The sequence below is a fragment of the Leifsonia sp. PARNA 1/14 genome, from assembly GCF_055720965.1.
The window spans coordinates 188,682-204,753 of record NZ_JBVQSP010000001.1 but is presented as its reverse complement, the minus strand read 5'-3'; the positions used below and the strand labels follow the sequence as shown (position 1 = coordinate 204,753).

Annotated in this window: 19 protein-coding genes; 7 read left to right on the top strand and 12 right to left on the bottom strand. The window is 71.2% G+C overall.

Translation table 11 applies throughout. From position 1 onward, the window contains the following. Positions 1-140: 140 nt before the first annotated feature. The 7 genes from AC0HS0_RS01045 to AC0HS0_RS01015 all read right to left on the bottom strand — a co-directional run bounded on the left by AC0HS0_RS01045 (position 141) and on the right by AC0HS0_RS01015 (position 6,099). On the bottom strand, positions 141-1,385 hold the full coding sequence (locus AC0HS0_RS01045) for a S1C family serine protease (RefSeq protein ID WP_472961046.1): 1,245 nt from the start codon (positions 1,383-1,385) through the stop codon (positions 141-143). A 191-nt stretch (positions 1,386-1,576) separates the two neighbouring features. Continuing rightward, positions 1,577-2,362 (bottom strand): DUF4166 domain-containing protein, encoded by a 786-nt coding sequence (locus AC0HS0_RS01040; RefSeq protein WP_472961044.1) that lies wholly within the window; start codon positions 2,360-2,362, stop codon positions 1,577-1,579. Beyond that, complete coding sequence (locus tag AC0HS0_RS01035; protein ID WP_472961043.1) at positions 2,359-3,030, bottom strand: DUF4166 domain-containing protein; 672 nt, start codon at positions 3,028-3,030, stop codon at positions 2,359-2,361. Before AC0HS0_RS01035 ends, AC0HS0_RS01040 begins: the two co-directional genes overlap by 4 nt. Beyond that, on the bottom strand, positions 3,027-3,635 hold the full coding sequence (locus tag AC0HS0_RS01030; protein WP_472961041.1) for an SRPBCC family protein: 609 nt from the start codon (positions 3,633-3,635) through the stop codon (positions 3,027-3,029). Before AC0HS0_RS01030 ends, AC0HS0_RS01035 begins: the two co-directional genes overlap by 4 nt. 57 nt (positions 3,636-3,692) lie before the next feature. Next, entirely contained in the window at positions 3,693-4,049 is a 357-nt protein-coding gene (locus AC0HS0_RS01025; RefSeq protein WP_472961039.1) for a VOC family protein, read from the bottom strand. A 119-nt stretch (positions 4,050-4,168) separates the two neighbouring features. Next, positions 4,169-5,446: a chloride channel protein gene (locus tag AC0HS0_RS01020; RefSeq protein ID WP_472961038.1), complete on the bottom strand. Its 1,278-nt coding sequence runs from the start codon at positions 5,444-5,446 to the stop codon at positions 4,169-4,171. A gap of 32 nt (positions 5,447-5,478) precedes the next feature. Next, entirely contained in the window at positions 5,479-6,099 is a 621-nt protein-coding gene (locus tag AC0HS0_RS01015) for a DUF4232 domain-containing protein (RefSeq protein WP_472961037.1), read from the bottom strand. A gap of 81 nt (positions 6,100-6,180) precedes the next feature. On the opposite strand from AC0HS0_RS01015, the gene AC0HS0_RS01010 reads away from it, so the two are divergent. Further along, positions 6,181-7,284 carry a calcium:cation antiporter gene (locus tag AC0HS0_RS01010; protein ID WP_472961036.1) on the top strand — a complete coding sequence of 368 codons (1,104 nt, stop codon included), beginning with the start codon at positions 6,181-6,183 and terminating at the stop codon, positions 7,282-7,284. A 38-nt stretch (positions 7,285-7,322) separates the two neighbouring features. Continuing rightward, positions 7,323-7,715 carry a DUF1801 domain-containing protein gene (locus AC0HS0_RS01005; protein WP_472961034.1) on the top strand — a complete coding sequence of 131 codons (393 nt, stop codon included), beginning with the start codon at positions 7,323-7,325 and terminating at the stop codon, positions 7,713-7,715. Here AC0HS0_RS01005 and AC0HS0_RS01000 read toward each other — a convergent pair. Then, the gene (locus AC0HS0_RS01000; protein ID WP_472961033.1) at positions 7,699-8,295 is read right to left on the bottom strand and encodes a TetR/AcrR family transcriptional regulator; all 597 of its coding nucleotides are present in this window, start codon (positions 8,293-8,295) and stop codon (positions 7,699-7,701) included. The two genes, AC0HS0_RS01005 and AC0HS0_RS01000, sit on opposite strands and share 17 nt — an antisense overlap. A gap of 87 nt (positions 8,296-8,382) precedes the next feature. Here AC0HS0_RS01000 and AC0HS0_RS00995 point away from each other — a divergent pair, with 87 nt between their 5' ends. Next, positions 8,383-9,087, top strand: coding sequence for an SDR family oxidoreductase (locus AC0HS0_RS00995; protein WP_472961032.1), 705 nt, complete (start codon positions 8,383-8,385; stop codon positions 9,085-9,087). Here the strand turns inward: AC0HS0_RS00995 and AC0HS0_RS00990 are convergent. Beyond that, positions 9,066-10,001: an aldose 1-epimerase family protein gene (locus tag AC0HS0_RS00990; RefSeq protein WP_472961031.1), complete on the bottom strand. Its 936-nt coding sequence runs from the start codon at positions 9,999-10,001 to the stop codon at positions 9,066-9,068. The two genes, AC0HS0_RS00995 and AC0HS0_RS00990, sit on opposite strands and share 22 nt — an antisense overlap. Before the next feature lie 16 nt (positions 10,002-10,017). Next, entirely contained in the window at positions 10,018-10,803 is a 786-nt protein-coding gene (locus AC0HS0_RS00985; RefSeq protein ID WP_472961030.1) for a DeoR/GlpR family DNA-binding transcription regulator, read from the bottom strand. Positions 10,804-10,885: 82 nt separating this feature from the next. Between AC0HS0_RS00985 and galT the strand changes: the two genes are divergently transcribed. Genes galT through AC0HS0_RS00965 form a run of 4 tightly spaced genes read left to right on the top strand, consistent with a single transcriptional unit; the run spans position 10,886 to position 14,646 of the window. Then, on the top strand, positions 10,886-12,097 hold the full coding sequence (galT, locus tag AC0HS0_RS00980) for a galactose-1-phosphate uridylyltransferase (RefSeq protein WP_472961029.1): 1,212 nt from the start codon (positions 10,886-10,888) through the stop codon (positions 12,095-12,097). Then, positions 12,094-13,254: a galactokinase gene (galK, locus tag AC0HS0_RS00975; RefSeq protein ID WP_472961028.1), complete on the top strand. Its 1,161-nt coding sequence runs from the start codon at positions 12,094-12,096 to the stop codon at positions 13,252-13,254. The genes galT and galK overlap by 4 nt, the downstream gene beginning before the upstream one ends. A 44-nt stretch (positions 13,255-13,298) precedes the next feature. After that, positions 13,299-14,087: an MBL fold metallo-hydrolase gene (locus tag AC0HS0_RS00970; protein WP_472961026.1), complete on the top strand. Its 789-nt coding sequence runs from the start codon at positions 13,299-13,301 to the stop codon at positions 14,085-14,087. Between the two features lie 43 nt (positions 14,088-14,130). After that, on the top strand, positions 14,131-14,646 hold the full coding sequence (locus AC0HS0_RS00965) for a gamma carbonic anhydrase family protein (protein ID WP_472961025.1): 516 nt from the start codon (positions 14,131-14,133) through the stop codon (positions 14,644-14,646). Positions 14,647-14,675: 29 nt separating this feature from the next. Here the strand turns inward: AC0HS0_RS00965 and AC0HS0_RS00960 are convergent, their stop codons facing one another. Next, entirely contained in the window at positions 14,676-15,161 is a 486-nt protein-coding gene (locus AC0HS0_RS00960; protein ID WP_472961023.1) for a YbaK/EbsC family protein, read from the bottom strand. Beyond that, complete coding sequence (locus AC0HS0_RS00955; protein ID WP_472961020.1) at positions 15,158-16,039, bottom strand: bifunctional methylenetetrahydrofolate dehydrogenase/methenyltetrahydrofolate cyclohydrolase; 882 nt, start codon at positions 16,037-16,039, stop codon at positions 15,158-15,160. The genes AC0HS0_RS00960 and AC0HS0_RS00955 overlap by 4 nt, the downstream gene beginning before the upstream one ends. Positions 16,040-16,072: the final 33 nt, after the last annotated feature.

Here is a 16,072-nt window from a genome sequence, read left to right as displayed (position 1 = left end):
CCATCAAATGGTCGGTTTTGCGATGTTAGTCCGGGAGGAGCGGCCACGCAACACAGCAACCTGCCGCCACGGTCTGTCGAGCGGGGGAATCCTCGACCGTGACGGCAGGTGGTCTGGGTGAGTGTGCGGCGACCGGGAGCTCAGGCCACCGGGCCCGGGGCGAGCGTCACGTTCGCGGTGTGGGAGGCGCCGGAGGCATCCGTCCAGGTGACGCTGACGGTGTCGCCGGGGGCGTGGGCGCCGAGCACGGTCGTCAGAGCCGACGCCGAGTCGATCGCAGTGCCGTCCACAGCGGTGACCGTGTCGCCCGCGGTCAAGCCGGCGGTGGCGGCGGGGCTGCCGTCGACGACGCCGGCGATCGCTGCGCCGGAGGTCGCGTCGCCCGCCGAGTCGACCTCCACGCCGAGGAAGGCGGGATAGCCGATGGTCACGGTCGAGGAACCCTGGCCGGACTCGATCTGGCCGGCGATGGTCAGCGCCGTCTCGATCGGGATGGCGTAGCCCGCAGTGGTCGTCCCGCCCTCCGCGGCGGCGGTGTCGATGCCGATCACCTGGTCGGACGCGTTGAAGAGCGGGCCGCCGGAGTCTCCGGCTTGGATGTCGGCGTCCGTCTCGATGAGGCCGTTCAGTGTCTCGGATTCGGCGGTCTGCTCGGCCTGGGTCGTGATGGTCTGGTCGAGGGCCGTGATGGTGCCTGGCGACGCGGACGGCGTCCCCCCGGTGCCGCCGGCGTTGCCGACGCCCGTGACCGACTCGCCGACGGTCGCGTCGGACGCCGTGTCGAGGTTCGCTGTGCTGAGGCCAGAGGCGTTGCTCAGCTGCAGCACGGCGATGTCGTCCGTGGCGTCGGTGCCGACGACGGCGGCGGTGTACTGGGCGCCGGTCGCCACGACCGTGACGCTGATACTGGTCGCACCCTCGACCACGTGGTTGTTGGTGAGGATCTCGCCGCTGGAGGTCAGGACCAGTCCGGTGCCGGCGCTCTCCGCCTGCGCGTACGTCAGCTGGGAGGTGATGTCGACGACGCCGACCTCCTGAGCGGCGGTCGCGCTCCCCAGGGAAGAGGTCCCGGTCGAGCCGGAGCCGGAGCCGGAGCCGAAGCCGGAACCGTAGCCTCCATAGCCACCCGAGCCGTACCCGTACCCGTAACTGTTCTGTCCGAGCGCCGCGTGGATGCTCGTCGATGAGGCGGTGGAGGCCGGCGCCGCAGTCGCACTGCTCGCCGCGAGCCCGAATGCCGCCCCGACCGCTGCGGTCGCGGCGACCGCCGTCGACAGCGCGATCACGCGTCGGGTCCGGGTGCGACGCGCACTCGTCCGGGCGTCGGCGGGCGGCACGGCGCCCTGGTCGTTCGTACCGGTGGGAACCCCGTCAACGGTGTCCATGGCTCGTGTCCTCTCGGCTGGGCGTCCTGCTCGGCTGTCTCGCTCGATGGCCACAGCACACCGCAGCCGAGTGAGAGAGCCTCATGCGCGACCTATGCCCTGGCCGGGAGAAACCCAGGGTTCGCTGTGAACGTGAGGGAGGCTCCAAGAGGCCACCCCAACGGGGTCGAGCGGCCGACCGCCAGCCCTCGCTACGCTCGCAGCCATGGGGGTACGGCTCGAACGCGCGGCCGGCTGGGGTCGTCGGGGTCAGCGCCCGGACCGGCCTCGGCGTGGGGATCATCGCCGCCCTGAGCTGGCTGTGGTGCGTCCTCGCGTACTTCGCCGCGGCCACTCCTGTCGTGTTCATGGCGGCCTGACGGGGTCCCTCCGATCGGGCCGTCCACCGAATAGTCGAACTCCCCCGCGTAGTGGAACCACTCGCCGAGCAGTGGACTCCGGAGGCGCACGTCGATCGCGCGACGTCCCTCCACGACCGACTCCGCGACGATGACGCCGGCGAGCCGCGGCAGCCGTAGCCGGAGCGGACCCACGTGCAGCCACTGCCGCTCCGAGCACATCAGGAGGCGATCCCCCTCCACCGCGAGGAGCATCCGCACCTCGAAGCCGCCGCGGCGGCCCATGACGTCGTGGAGGTGGCCGTCCACGACACGGAGGGTGTCCTCCAGCGGACGATCGCCGGACGGGAACCGGAACGTCCGGACCGCGTGCAACCCGCCGTCCGCCGATGGGGTGTTCACGATCCGGAACGGCACGTCTGTCCCGAACTCCGGGAACAGTACGCGCTGACGCGCGAGAACCCGCAGCAGCGGCCGCAGCACGCGCCGGGTGCAGCCGGCCGACGTGAACACACCCTCTCCGACGCCGATCGCCGCACCGCCCACGCCGTCCGGGCCGCCCGAGAAGCCTGCCCGCAGCAGCGGGGGCAGCCGGTCGAACTCGTCGCCGAGGACCCGCTCGTAGACCGAGCGGCTCACACTCGGTTCTCGTGGCGCACCGGCTTCAGCCGGTCCGGCGCGTCGCCGGCCTCCGGGAAGGTGCAGCGGAACTCCCCCTCGTAGCCGAACAGGAAGCCGAAGACGACGTTGTGCACCTCCATGCGGATCCGGTACACGTCTGCCTCCTCGTCGAACCACTCGTGCAGCCGGGCCCGCCCGCTGAAGAGCATCGGGAACCGGAACGCGACCCACGGCCCTTCGTAGAACCGCTGCGCCCCCGACTCCAGGTGCAGGGAGCCGTCGTCGCCGACGTGCAAGTCGAGGTCGACCGCCAGGTGCTGGTGCGTGCCGAGATAGTCGACCACGCGGCCGTCGTGGAGGATCATGGTCGCGTCGAAACGGCTGGGCCGGCGGCGAACGCGGTATTCGCGCACGAACGTCACGGTCTCGCGCCCGAGCGGATCGCGGTAGGGGAAGTTCTCGATGGTGAACGGCACGTCCTCGCCGACGTCGGCGATCAGGATGTTGCGGAGCCGCCCGATCTGGAGGAACGGCACCACCCACCACGGCCCGCGCCGGATGCGCGACATCACGCCGGTCCCCACACAGGCGTAGCCCGCGTCCAGGCCGACGCCGAACCGCTTCTGCATCATCGGCGACAACCGGGCGAAGTCCTCCCCCAGGGCCTCGGCGAAGATCGAGGTCACGGCGCCTCCAGAGTCTCGAGGGTGGAAGGCGCACGATCTGCGCCACGCGCGTACCGCGGGGCGCGCAGGCACCGGGAGGCACGCGGACGTCCCCGGCGCCAGAACGCCAGCACCGACCAGAGCGGCCACCGCTCCGGCGGCATGCCGGTCTCGGCCCAGATCCGCAGCCGGTCGAAGCTCCACGCGGTCATCCACCCGATCAGCGGGCGTAGCAGGACAGCGTCCAGGGGTCTCCCCCAGCCGGGCTCGTAGTCGTAACCGGTGATGAAGGTGGTGCCAGATTCGGTGGGGAGGTAGCGCCAGTAGCCGCGCCCCTCCCCCAGCGGCGAAAGCCGATCGCGCGTCGTGAACCGCAGCGCGGAGGTGCGCGTGCCGTCCGGTCGGCTGCGCTCGCCGAGGGAGGTGCCGGTGCCGACGATCGTGTGGAGGGGCAGCCTCCGCTCGTACCGGAACCGGTAGCCTCCGCTCGCCAGCTCATCAGTGGGGACGATCGAGCTGAACCGCAGATCCCAGCGCGGGTGCAGCGACGGGTCCTGGGTCAGCTCCCAGAGCTCATCGACGGCGCAGCGGATGTCGATCTCGACGTAGACACGGCCAGTCCGCATCCCCTCATCCTGGCCAAGAGCGCCGCACTCACACAGGCCCCCGATCGGAGGCCACCCTCACGAGCGGTGGGCCAGCACGTTGACGACGTTCCCCGCCGGGTCCCGGACGAAGAACCGGCGGACCCCCCAGTCCTCATCCGTGAGGGGGTGGACGATCTCGAGTCCGTCCTCGACCGCGTTCGCGTACGCGACGTCGACGTCCTCGACCTCCAGCGACATCGCGGGGTTCACAGGAGCGGTCTGGTCGCGCGTCATGAGGCTGAACTGCGCGGCTCCCTGGGAGCCGGACGAACCGAGGGTGACGACCCAGCCGAGGTCCATCAGGACGTCGAGCCCCAGCGCCGCACGGTAGGCGGCGACAGCAGCGGGGAGGTCGGCGACGGTCAGGATGGGGACGGCGCGCGCGAGCTTCATGGCGGCACCCTACTCGTCTGCGCGCGACGGGCCGCTAGGCTGAGCCGACATCGTCGGACGATCGGGGGATCACATGCTCCCGTCCATCGTCGACGTCTGCGACTGATCGGCGTCACCGCTCAGGCGACCCCCGTCACGCGCCCCCGCTCGAGCACATAGCCCACCGCGACGGCGCCGGCGATGCACAGCATGATCGGCGCGAGCATGTCAGGCCCCTGATCGGTGAACTCCATCACCAGCAGCAGCGCCGTGAGCGGCGCCCGCATCGTCACGGCCAGGAACGCCGCCGACCCGAGGAGGGCGAACGCGGCGAGCGGCTCGCCCGGCCAGACGAACTGCCAGACCCCGCCCAGCGTGAGGCCGAGGCCGGCACCGATGGCGAGCGACGGCGTGAGCGTCCCTCCGGCGGCGCCCCCGCCGATGGTCCCCACGGTCGCCGCCGTCTTCACGAGCGTCATCACCAGGATGACCACGACGGGCAACGATGCCGACAGCGCGAGCTGCCCGAGCGACCGCCCGTTGCCCAGAATCGCGGGCAACCGCAGGGAGGCGACTCCGACCGCCGCGAACACCAGCGGCATCACGATCAGAATGCCCCACGACTTCGGACGATGGTTCTGGGCCAGCCGGGTCAGCCGCACGAAACCGACGGCGGCCAACCCGATGATCGGCCCTGCCACGATCGCCCAGACGACGATCTGCGGGTGCAGCGGCACCTGCTCCACGAGGTAGAGCGGATTCGCCGGCACCACCAGTCGGGCCACGAGCGCGGCGATGGCCGAGGTGGCGAGCGCAGGGAGGACCGTTGCGAAGCTGATCTCGGCGAGCAGGATCTCGATCGCGAAGACCGCGCCGCCGAACGGGACGTTGTAGACGGCGGCGAGACCCGCGCCCGCGCCGCAGGCGACCAGGATGCGCCGCTCGCGTGCACTCACGCCCGCGCGCTCGGAGAGCCACGACGCCCACCACGCCGCGACCTCGCGCGGAGCGACCTCGCGGCCGATGGAGGCCCCGAGGCCGACGATGACCACCTGGAGGCCGGCGTTCAGCAACGTGACGAGGGCGGGCATCCGCTTGCCGCCGACCGCGGCCTCCACCGACACCACCGCGTGGTCGGCGCGCCGGCGCCCCCAGGCGCGCAGGAAGTACCAGCCGACGCCGCCGACGAGGCCCGCCACGACCAGTGCGACGACACGGTTCACCGGAGGCGCCTCGAGCAGCCCCTCGAGGAACGTGCCCTCCGAGTAGCCGAACGCCAGGTGCTGGATGGTGTGGAGGCCCAGATAGACGAGGCCTCCGCCGACACCCGCACCGACGCCGACGAGCGCCGTCACGACGACGAGCCGGATCAGCCAACCGGGCGTGGTGGGGCCGGGCTGGCGGCGGGCGGTGGGCACGCGATCAGGCTATCGTCCGCCGCAGCAGAACGTCACGGGGCAGCGAGTGCGCCGACCGTCAGCAGTTTCACCGTCGTCGTCGTGCACGCCGTCACGTCGTCGTCCTTGACGAACAGCGACTCTGTCGACCCGGGCGGGTAGACGCGGAACCCGTCGGCCTTCTGCGGTTTGCAGTCGGCGTCCGGATAGTTCATGGCCTGGACGATCTTCAACGGCGCCTGCGCGGTGCCGCCCGGCTGGAGCACGACCGTCGGGTGCGGGGTGCTCCGGTCGAACTCGGCCGGATTGCCGAGCTGCGTGCCGTTGCCGTCGCCGACGAACGAGACGCCCGGCCAGCCCTGCAGCGAGCACTGGCCCGAGCCGTTGTTCGTGAGAACGAGGGTGACCTCCACGCTGCCCGCAGCACCGCCTCCACCCTGGCCGATGGAGCCGGCCAGATCGGAGGTCGCGCACTGGCCCTCGATGGGCTGCGAGGTGCTGGTGCCCGTCGGGCGGGGAGTGGACGATCCGGTGCCCGTGGGCGAGTCCGACGACGCGGGCGACGCGGACGGACCTCCGCCGGCGGCACAGCCTGCGACGCCGACAGCGAGCCCTGCGGCAAGCGCGAGCATGACGACGGTTCGGGCGAGAACGGGTCTGGTGGTCGCGGACATGCCCTATTCTCAGCACGCCGCACCCGCGGCCCGCACGACGGCGCGCCGCCCTCCGGGCAGTTGCCCTGGCAGGATGGACCCATGAAAGCGCTCGGACAGTGGCTCGCCCGTTGGTGGACGGTCTTCGTCCCGGTCGTCGGCATCATCGTGCTCGTCGCGTTCTGGACGGTCGAGCTGCAGCCGGTCGCTGTGGCGCTGATCGCGGTCGTGCTCGCGGGAACGGTGCTCGCGGCGGTGCAGCACGCGGAGGTCGTGGCCCACCGGGTCGGCGAGCCCTTCGGGTCGCTCGTGCTCGCTGTGGCCGTCACGATCATCGAGGTCGCGCTCATCGTCACCCTCATGACGACGGGCAAAGACAGCGCGACGCTGGCCCGCGACACGGTCTTCTCCGCGGTGATGATCACGATGAACGGCATCGTGGGCCTCAGCCTGCTGCTGAGCGCGTCGCGTCGCGAGACCACGACGTTCAACGCGCAGGGCAGCGGAGCGGCCCTCGGCACCGTGACCGCGATGGCGACGCTCACCCTGGTGCTGCCGACGTTCACCGAGGCGACGCCCGGCCCCGAGTTCTCGCCCAGCCAGCTCACCTTCGCGGCGATCGCGTCGGTGCTGCTCTACGGGATGTTCGTGTTCACGCAGACGTTCGCGCACCGCGACTTCTTCCTGCCGGTGTCGCGCAAGGGCACACCGCTCACCGACGACGAGGACAGCCACGCCGACGCCCCATCGACCCGCACGGCGCTCATCAGCGTCGGCCTGCTCCTCGTCGCGCTCGTCGCCGTCGTCGGGCTCGCAAAACTGGAGTCGACCCCGATCGAGCGCGCCGTGACCGGGATCGGCCTCCCGCAGTCGTTCGTCGGCGTGATCATCGCGCTGCTCGTGCTGCTCCCGGAGGCCATCGCCGCCTCCAAGGCGGCCCGCCGCAACCGCATGCAGACCAGCCTGAATCTCGCCCTGGGGTCCGCGATCGCGAGCATCGGTCTCACGATCCCGGCGATCGCGGTCGCCTCGATCTGGCTCCCCGGCCCGCTGCACCTGGGGCTCGGCTCCAGTCAGATCGTGCTGCTGATGCTGACCGTCGTGATCAGCATCCTCACGATCATGCCGGGCCAGGCCGCACGCATCAAGGGCGGCATCCACCTCATCGTCTTCGGGGCGTTCATCTTCCTGTCGATCGTGCCGTGACCCTGTCCACCGCGGTGTCGCCGACATAGGGTGAGGCCATGAGCGAGCGCGACCCGCGGGTGGACGCCTACCTGTCCGGATTGCCCGCGTGGCAGCAGCAGGTCTTCGGCGAACTGCGCGAACTGCTCCACGAGGCCGACCCTGAGATGCAGGAGACGATCAAGCGCTCGGTGCAGCCCTACTTCGTGCTCGACGGCAACGTCGCGGCGTTCCTCGCCGCGAAGGACCACGTCAACCTGTTCGTCTACGACGGCGGCATCGTGCCCGATCCGAACGGGCTGATCACCGCGGGCCACGACAACACGACCGCACGGACGATCGGTTTCCGGGAGGGCGGCACGATCGATCGCGAGGCGCTTCTGCTGTTCCTCCGGCGGCTCATCGCCGACAACCGCGCCGGCGGCTGGAGGAAGCTCACCGGGCGGCGCTGACCACCGCGTCCGCGACTGCCGCGTCCCACAGCTGCTCGGCCGCGAGTCGTGCGGCGAGGGGGGTCCCGCCGCACAGGGCGGCGCTCGCCGAGGCACCGTCGAACAGGAGTGTCAGCTGCACCGCGAGCACATGCGGCGAGGCCACGCCCGCCGCTTCGGCCTGGCGCTGGAAGTACGCGGTCAGCTCCCCCTTGAAATGCTGCGCCACCAGCGCGGCGGGGTGGTCGCGGTCTCGCAGCTCGGTCGCGACGTTGACGAAGGGGCAGCCGAAGAAGTCGCCGGCCTCCGCGGCGCTGTGGAGGGCGTCGTACACGTGCAGCACGCGCTCGCGCGGCGACCGTTCGTCGTCCTCGGCGCTGAAATAGCCTGCGACGACGCGCGGCCCGTACTCCCGGAGCATGTCGGCGACGATCGCGTCCTTGCTCTCGAAGTGCTGGTAGATGGAGCGCTTGGAGACGTGGGCCTCCTGGGCGAGGCGGTCGACACCGACCGCGTTCACGCCCTCGCGGATGAAGAGCCTCGCGGCGGCGTCGAGCACCCGCTCCCGCGGTCGCGGGCGCGCAGGGGTCGTCGAGGTCATGCGGTCGATTCTACGGGTGCGGTTGCACAAAGTAAACCGATCTGTGTACATTGTCGGAAACAGATCGGTTTACTTTTGGAGGACCCCATGACAGATCTCACCGGCCGCGTCGCCCTCGTCACCGGAGCCAACCGCGGCCTCGGCGCCGCGTTCGTCTCCGAACTCCTCGAGCGCGGCGTCGCGAAGGTGTACGCCGCCGCCCGCCGCCCCGAATCGGTCACGGTCATCGACCCCCGCGTCGTACCGCTCGAACTGGACGTGACCGACGCCGACAGCATCCGGCGGGCCGCCGAGTCCGCAGGCGATGTGACCGTGCTGGTCAACAACGCGGGAATCGGCGTGAACCAGTCGCTCGTGACCGGTGACCTCGAGCAGATCCACCGCGAGTTCGACACCAATTTCTGGGGACCGGTGCTGGTGACCCGCGCCTTCGCGCCGGCGATCGCCGGCAACGGCGGCGGCGCGATCGTCAACATGCACTCGGCGCTCAGCTGGTATGCGATCGGCTCCTACAGCGCGACCAAGGCGGCGCTCTGGTCGGCGAGCAACTCGGCGCGCGTCGAGCTGGCGCCTCAGGGCATCCAGGTCGTGGGCGTCCACGTCGGCTACGTCGACACCGAGATGGCGGCGGACGCCGACGGGTACAAGGTCCCCCCGGCGCAGGTCGTCGCCCAGGCCCTCGATACGGTCGTCGCAGGAGCTGCCGAGGCGATCGTCGGCGAGACCGCGCAGCGTGTGAAGTCCGTGCTGCACGAGGACGTGCGCGCCCTCTACCCCCAGCTGGCCAGGTAGGAGTCGCCCGCGAAGCCTTGCGGGCGGATGCCCCACTGCGCCGTCCAGGTCTCGTCGGGCTCCAGCCAGTGCAGGCCCTGACCGGTGTTGAGCGCGTTCGCGGGGGCCGTCATCGGCTCCACGGCGAGCGCGACCTCCCCCGCCTCCTTCGTGGCGAAGGCCCGGTGGGTGAACAGCTGCACGTACGCGAAGGACTCGTCGCCCCACAGCGTGACCGTGCGGCCGTCGGCCGATGCCAGGGTGTGCTCGACGGGCGAGCGGAGGTCGCCGAAGCCGTCGTTCAGGTCGAGCTCGGCGACGATCCGGCCTTCCGAGAGGTCGTACGGGGTACCGGCGACGGGCGTCTCGCCGACGACGTTCAGGCGGTCATCCGTCTCGAACCGCCTCCTCGCGTGAACCGTCAATGTCAGTTGCGTGGGCGGAACCTCGCCGATGCGCAGATAGGGATGCGCGCCGATGGCGACGGGCGCGCTGCGACCGCCGCGGTTGGTGACCGTGTGGGTCACGGTCAGTCCCTCTGTGTCGAGCTCGTGCGTGACCGTGGTGTCGAGCACGAACGGGTAGCCCGACTCGGGGTAGATCGTCGCGGCCTGCGTGACGGTGGAGTCGGAGCGTTCGACCAGCGTGTACGGGCGGAACCGCAGCAGACCGTGCGAGGCGTTGCCGAGCGCCGGCTCGGTGATCGCCAGCCGCTGCGGGACTCCGTCCAGCTGCCACACGGCGTCCTTCACCCGGTTCGGCCACGGCACCAGCACGATGCCGTCGGCCGACGGCGGCGTGGAGTCCTCCGGGAACGGCTCGATGAGATCCGCGCCCCCGTAGCGGAGGGTCCGGATCCCGGCCGCGACCTGGGTGATCGTGGCGGTCAGATCGCCGAACTCGAGCTCGTACTGTTCTCCGGTCGGTGCTCGCATGGTGACAGCGTATTCCTCAGGCGATGGTCACGGGCAGGCCTGCGGCCCGGAGGGCTCGCACCTGGGTTGCGTCGGCCGATTCGCCCGTGAGCAGCCCGGCGACCTCGTCGATCGCGGCGATGCGGCCGACGTGCGTGCGGCCGAGCTTGGAGCCGTCGGCGACGACGAGCGCCCGGCCCGAGGTGGCGACCATCACGCGCTTCAGGTCCGCCTCCGGCAGGTTCACGTTCGTGATGCCGCCCGTGGGATGCACGCCCGTGCAGCCGATGAACGCCAGGTCGGCGTGCACGCGCTCCAGCAAGGTGGAGGCCAGCGGCTCGACCAGCGAGTGCTGCAGCCGCCGTAGCGTGCCTCCCGTTACCACGACCTGGAAGCGCGGGATCGCGCGCTCCAGCTCGAGCGCGATCGTGAGGCCGTTGGTGATGACGGTGACGTCCTCCAGGTCGTCGCGGTCGGCCAGCGCCCGGGCGATGGCCGCCGTGGTGGTACCGACGTCGAGGAGGACGCTGCTGCCCGATTCGACCAGCGCGGCCGCCGCCGCCCCGATGCGGCGCTTCTCCTCCGCCGACGACTCGAGGGCCTCCTCGAAGCTCGCCTCGCGCGTCGCCGTCGTGCGGAGCACCGCACCGCCGTGCACCCGCCGGATGCTCTGCTGAGCGTCGAGAGCGTCGAGGTCGGTGCGAACCGTCACGTCGGAGACCTGGAACTCCTCGCTCAGCTCGGCGACACGGACGAAGCCGGCCCGCCCGATCAGTTCGAGCATCCGCTCGCGACGGAGGGCGGCCGGCAACGGTTCGGTCATACCGGCAATGCTCCTGCGCTTGCGTTTTCTTGTCAATCCGCAAGCGATTGAGTACATTTGCTTTCGGAAACGAAAGGTACTCATGGCCGCCATCACAAAGCGCCCGCACCGCCTCTCCGACGGTCGCGACCTGATCTACTACGACGACGCAGACTCCGCGCTCGACCCGGAGCGCGCCCCCGACCTCCGCCAGTCGGCCGCCCGCCCGGCCACCGCCACCATGCGCCAGGACCCACTCACCGGCGAGTGGGTCTCGATCGCCGCGGCACGGCAGAACCGCGTGATGCTGCCGCCGGCCGAGCTCGACCCGCTGGCACCCGCCACTCCCGGCAACCCGTCCGAGATCCCGAGCCTCTACGACGTCGCGGTCTTCGAGAACAAGTCGCCCTCCTTCGGCCCTCTGCTCGACGACGCCAACCAGCAGGAGGGCCTCGACGACCTCGCGGCCATCGGCCTCGACCGCACCCGCACCTCCGTCGGCCGCTGCGAGGTGGTCTGCTTCAGCCCGGCGACGTCCGGCTCGTTCGGCAGCCTCACGCCGACCAGGGCGCGCACGGTCATCGAGGCCTGGGCCGACCGCACCGCCGCGCTCTCCGCCCTCCCGAACGTGCAGCAGGTGTTCCCGTTCGAGAACCGAGGGGAGGCCATCGGCGTCACCCTGCACCACCCGCACGGCCAGATCTACGCCTACCCGTACATCACCCCGCGCACGAGCGCCCTGATCCGGTCGCTCGAGAACTACGGCCCGACGCTCTTCGCCGACATCCTGGACCGCGAGCGCGCCTCCGAGCGGGTGATCCTCGCGGGCGAGCACTGGACGGCGTTCGTGCCGTTCGCCGCGCGCTGGCCGATCGAGATCCACGTGCTGCCGCATCGTCATGTCCCCGACCTGGCCGCGACCTCCGACGCCGAGCGCGACGAGCTCGCCACCCTCTACCTGCGCGTGCTGCGCGGCGTCGACGCGCTCTACGACTCCCCCACGCCGTACATCGCGGCCTGGCACCAGGCCCCGGTGCGCTCGCACCGCGACGAGATCCGCCTCATGCTGCAGCTGACCTCCCCCCGTCGCGGCGCGGATAAGCTGAAGTTCCTGGCCGGCTCGGAGTCGGCCATGGGCGCCTGGATCGGCGACATCCCGCCCGAGCAGGCCGCCGCCGCGCTCCGGGAGGCCGTGGCCAGGGCCGACCGCGAGAACCCGGTGGGCGAGCTGCCGGCCGGCATCGGCGGGCTGGTCACCGCCACCCCCGGAACCCCCGAGCCCTCCCCCACCCCCGAAGGAAAGATCTCCGCATGACCGACCTGCGCACCGGCGTCCGCGACGACTTCGTCTCGATCTTCGGCCGCGAGCCCGATGGAGTCTGGTCGAGCCCCGGACGGGTCAACCTCATCGGCGAGCACACCGACTACAACCTCGGCTTCGTGCTGCCGTTCGCGATCAACCGTCGTACCGTCGCGGCGCTCGGCCTCCGCGACGATCGCACCGTGCGCGTCGGCAGCACCTTCGCCGACGAGCTGGTCGAGATCGACCTCGACCGACTCTCCCCCGAGACGCTCGACGGCTGGTCGGCCTACCCGCTCGGCGTCGCCTGGGCCCTCGGCGAGTTCGGCGCCGACCTCGCCGCCGTGCCCGGCTTCGACCTGCTGCTCGACTCCAACGTCCCGGTCGGCGCCGGCCTCTCCTCGTCCGCCGCGATCGAAGGGGCGACCGCGCTCGCGCTCAACGACGTGTGGAGGCTCGGGCTCGACCGCCGCACGCTCGCGCGCGTCGGCCAGCGCAGCGAGAACATCGTGGTGGGCGCCCCGACCGGCATCATGGACCAGTCGGCCTCCCTGCTCGGCGAGCAGGACGCCGCGGTCTTCCTCGACTGCCGCTCGCTGGACGCGCAGATCGTCCCGCTCGGGCTCGAGGAGGCCGGGCTGGCCGTCCTCATCGTCGACACCGGCGTCACGCACGCCCACGCCACCGGCGGCTACGCCGAGCGGCGCGCATCGTGCGAAGCGGGCGCCCGCGCGCTCGGGGTCGAGTCGCTGCGCGACGTGGGCGTCGACGACCTCCCCCGCGCCCGCGAGATCCTCGACGACGTGACGTTCCGCCGGGTGCGGCACGTCGTCACCGAGGATCAGCGCGTGCTCGACACGGTGCGCACACTCCGCGAGAGCGGCCCCTCCGCCATCGGCGATCTGCTCGACGCCTCCCACGTCTCCATGCGCGACGACTTCGAGATCTCCGTGCCCGAACTCGACTTGGCCGTCGAGACCGCGCAGGCGAACGGCGCCATCGGCGCCCGCATGACCGGGGGCGGCTTCGGCGGCTCGGCGATCGCGCTCGTGCCGCTGGATTCGCTCAGTCGGGTGCAGGTCGCGCTCGACGGCGCGTTCGCGGAGCACGGCTTCGGTCAGCCGGAGCTGTTCACGGTCACCGCGTCGCAGGGCGCGCTCCGCGAGAGCTGAGCCGCGTTCATGCATTGGTCACGGTCGTTCGCCAGAATGGGACGATGACCGATGCGGAGATCACCTGGCTGAGTCCTGACACGGTTCAGATCCGTCAGCCCAAGTCGTCCCACTGGGAGGCCCCGTTCCTGTTCCTGCTCTTCGGACGGGAGCGGGCGCTCCTGATCGACACCGGCGCGACCGGCGACGAGGAGGTCTTCCCGCTCCGCGGCACGGTCGATTCCCTCATCGACACCTGGCTGCGTCGCAATCCGGTCGTCTTCACGCGCCCCTACCCGCTCGTCGTCGCGCACAGCCACGCCCACCGCGACCACATCGCGGGAGACGCCCTCATCGCCGCCCGGCCGGGCGCCACCGTCGTCGGAACGACGCCCGCGCAGGTGATCGCCTTCTTCGGCTTCCGGTCCTGGCCCGACGAGACCGTGGAGTTCGACCTGGGCCGGCGAATCATCGACGTCATCGGAGGCCCCGGCCACGAGCCCTCGGCCGTCGCCTTCTTCGACCGCGAGACCGGCATCCTCCTCACCGGCGACACCGTCCTCCCCGGCCATCTCTACGTGCGCGACCGCCCGCAGTACGTCGCGACGATCGAGCGCCTGCAGCGCTTCCGCGACGCGCCGACCGCACCGGTGCGGGAGCTGCGCGGCGCGCACGTCGAGATGTCGGCGACGCCGGGAGTGATCTACCCGCCCGGAACGCTCGACCAGCCGGACGAGCTGCCGCTCGCGCTGCCGCCGCGGATCCTCGACCGGGTTCGTTCGGCACTCGACGACCTCCGCGGCGAGCCCGGCGAGCGGGTCGTTCGCAGGCGGTTCGTGATCGCGAACGAATGAGTGCGGCACCGCAGGGTGATGGGCTGCGCCGTAGGGTGAAGACATGACGATCATCACCCTCACCGACGGCTCCGCCCCCACCGTCGCCGACGACGCTTTCGTCGCCGCCGGCGCCGTGCTCGCCGGGCGCGTGCGCCTGCTGCCCGGGTCGAGCGTCTGGTACAACGCCGTGCTGAGGGCGGAGGCCGAGGACATCGTCGTGGGCGAGCGCAGCAACCTCCAGGACAACGTGTCGTGCCACGTCGATCACGGATTTCCGCTGACCATCGGCGCCGACGTCTCCGTCGGCCACAACGCGGTGCTGCACGGCTGCACGATCGAGGATGGCGTGCTCGTGGGCATGCACGCCACTGTGCTGAACGGCGCGGTCGTCGGAGCGGGTTCGTTGCTGGCGGCCGGAACGGTCGTGCTGGAGGGCGCGGTCATCCCGCCCGGATCGCTCGTCGCCGGGGTCCCCGGCAAGGTGCGCCGCGACCTCACCGACGAGGAACGCGCCGGCATCCTCCGCAATGCCGAAGCGTACCTGGTGCACGTCACCGAGCACCCGCACGACCTCTAGCGAGCCCGCGAGCTGCGCTTCGGCAGCAGTCAGGAGGGCTCGACCGGGCCCGCCTCGCCGCCGGTGATGCGGACGAGTTCGTCGAAGGTCGTCGGGAAAACCGTGTGCGCGTGGCCCGCTGCGGCCCAGACCTCCGGGTAGCCGGCCAGGGCCACGTCGACGACGGTTCGCAGCGGCTCGGGGTGGCCCAGCGGCGCGACTCCGCCGATCGTCTGGCCGGTCGCGGCCTTCACCGTGTCCGCGTCGGCACGGCGGATGCGGCCGCCGAGCCGGTCGCCCAGGAACGCCGTATCGACCCGGTGGGCACCGGAGGTCATGACGAGCAGGGGTTCGCCGTCGATCGTGAAGACCAGGGAGTTGGCGATCGCACCGACCTCCACGCCGAGCTCGGCCGCGGCGGAGACCGCCGTCGGCGTCGCGGACTCGAACCAGCGCACGCGCGGCTCGATCCCGGCCTCCAGGAGCGCGGCCTCGACCCGCTCGACGGCAGGGTGCGTACGCTCGGCGTCGCTCATGCCAGTGCCCGCTCCGCCGACTCGACGACGTTCTGCAGCAACAGCGCGCGGGTCATCGGACCGACACCCCCGGGGTTGGGCGAGACCCAGGAGGCCACCTCGGCGACATCGGCCGCAACATCCCCGGCGACGACGCTCTTACCGGTCACCGGGTCCTCCACTCGGCTGACGCCCACGTCGAGCACCACAGCGCCCGGCTTGACGTTGTCGGCGGTGACCAGGCCCGCGACCCCGGCGGCGGCGACGATGATGTCGGCGCGGCGCAGGTGCGCGTCGAGGTCCACCGTGCCGGTGTGGGTGAGGGTGACCGTGGCATTGAACTCACGACGGGTGAGCAGCGAGCCGATCGCCCGGCCGACGGTCACTCCGCGCCCGACCACCACGACGTCCTTGCCCCTCAGGTCGATGTCGTGGCGCAGCATCAGGTCGATCACGCCACGCGGTGTGCACGGCAGCGGTGTCGTGATCGGGCGGTTGACATTGAGCACGAGCCGCCCGAGGTTCGTGGGGTGGAGGCCGTCGGCGTCCTTGGCGGGGTCGACGAGCTCCAGGATCGCGTCCGTGTCGATGTGCGGCGGCAGCGGGAGCTGCACGATGAAACCCGTGCAGTCGGGGTCGTCGTTCAACTCCTCGACCACGGCCTCCAGCTCGGCCTGCGAGATGTCTGTGGGCAGATCGCGGCGGATCGAGGCGATGCCCACCTCGGCGCAGTCGCGGTGCTTGCCCGCGACATACCACTGCGAGCCGGGGTCGTCGCCGACCAGGATCGTGCCGAGTCCGGGAACCACGCCCTGCTCGCGCAGCGCGCTCACGCGCTCCTTCAGCTCCGCCTTGATCTCGGCCGCGGTCGCCTTGCCGTCCAGAATCTTCGCCGTCACGCCGGCCTCCACACTCGTTACGAACCGCCGAGT

Coding starts and splice junctions, on each gene's coding strand:
- AC0HS0_RS01010 (WP_472961036.1), top strand. CDS start 6,181: ATGAAAGCGCTCGGACAGTGGCTCGCCCGTTGGTGGACGGTCTTCGTC.
- AC0HS0_RS00995 (WP_472961032.1), top strand. CDS start 8,383: ATGACAGATCTCACCGGCCGCGTCGCCCTCGTCACCGGAGCCAACCGC.
- AC0HS0_RS01015 (WP_472961037.1), bottom strand. CDS start 6,099: ATGTCCGCGACCACCAGACCCGTTCTCGCCCGAACCGTCGTCATGCTC.
- AC0HS0_RS01030 (WP_472961041.1), bottom strand. CDS start 3,635: ATGCGGACTGGCCGTGTCTACGTCGAGATCGACATCCGCTGCGCCGTC.
- AC0HS0_RS00970 (WP_472961026.1), top strand. CDS start 13,299: ATGACCGATGCGGAGATCACCTGGCTGAGTCCTGACACGGTTCAGATC.
- AC0HS0_RS01045 (WP_472961046.1), bottom strand. CDS start 1,385: ATGGACACCGTTGACGGGGTTCCCACCGGTACGAACGACCAGGGCGCC.
- AC0HS0_RS00990 (WP_472961031.1), bottom strand. CDS start 10,001: ATGCGAGCACCGACCGGAGAACAGTACGAGCTCGAGTTCGGCGATCTG.
- galK (WP_472961028.1), top strand. CDS start 12,094: ATGACCGACCTGCGCACCGGCGTCCGCGACGACTTCGTCTCGATCTTC.
- AC0HS0_RS01000 (WP_472961033.1), bottom strand. CDS start 8,295: ATGACCTCGACGACCCCTGCGCGCCCGCGACCGCGGGAGCGGGTGCTC.
- AC0HS0_RS00960 (WP_472961023.1), bottom strand. CDS start 15,161: ATGAGCGACGCCGAGCGTACGCACCCTGCCGTCGAGCGGGTCGAGGCC.
- AC0HS0_RS00985 (WP_472961030.1), bottom strand. CDS start 10,803: ATGACCGAACCGTTGCCGGCCGCCCTCCGTCGCGAGCGGATGCTCGAA.
- AC0HS0_RS01025 (WP_472961039.1), bottom strand. CDS start 4,049: ATGAAGCTCGCGCGCGCCGTCCCCATCCTGACCGTCGCCGACCTCCCC.
- galT (WP_472961029.1), top strand. CDS start 10,886: ATGGCCGCCATCACAAAGCGCCCGCACCGCCTCTCCGACGGTCGCGAC.
- AC0HS0_RS01005 (WP_472961034.1), top strand. CDS start 7,323: ATGAGCGAGCGCGACCCGCGGGTGGACGCCTACCTGTCCGGATTGCCC.
- AC0HS0_RS00965 (WP_472961025.1), top strand. CDS start 14,131: ATGACGATCATCACCCTCACCGACGGCTCCGCCCCCACCGTCGCCGAC.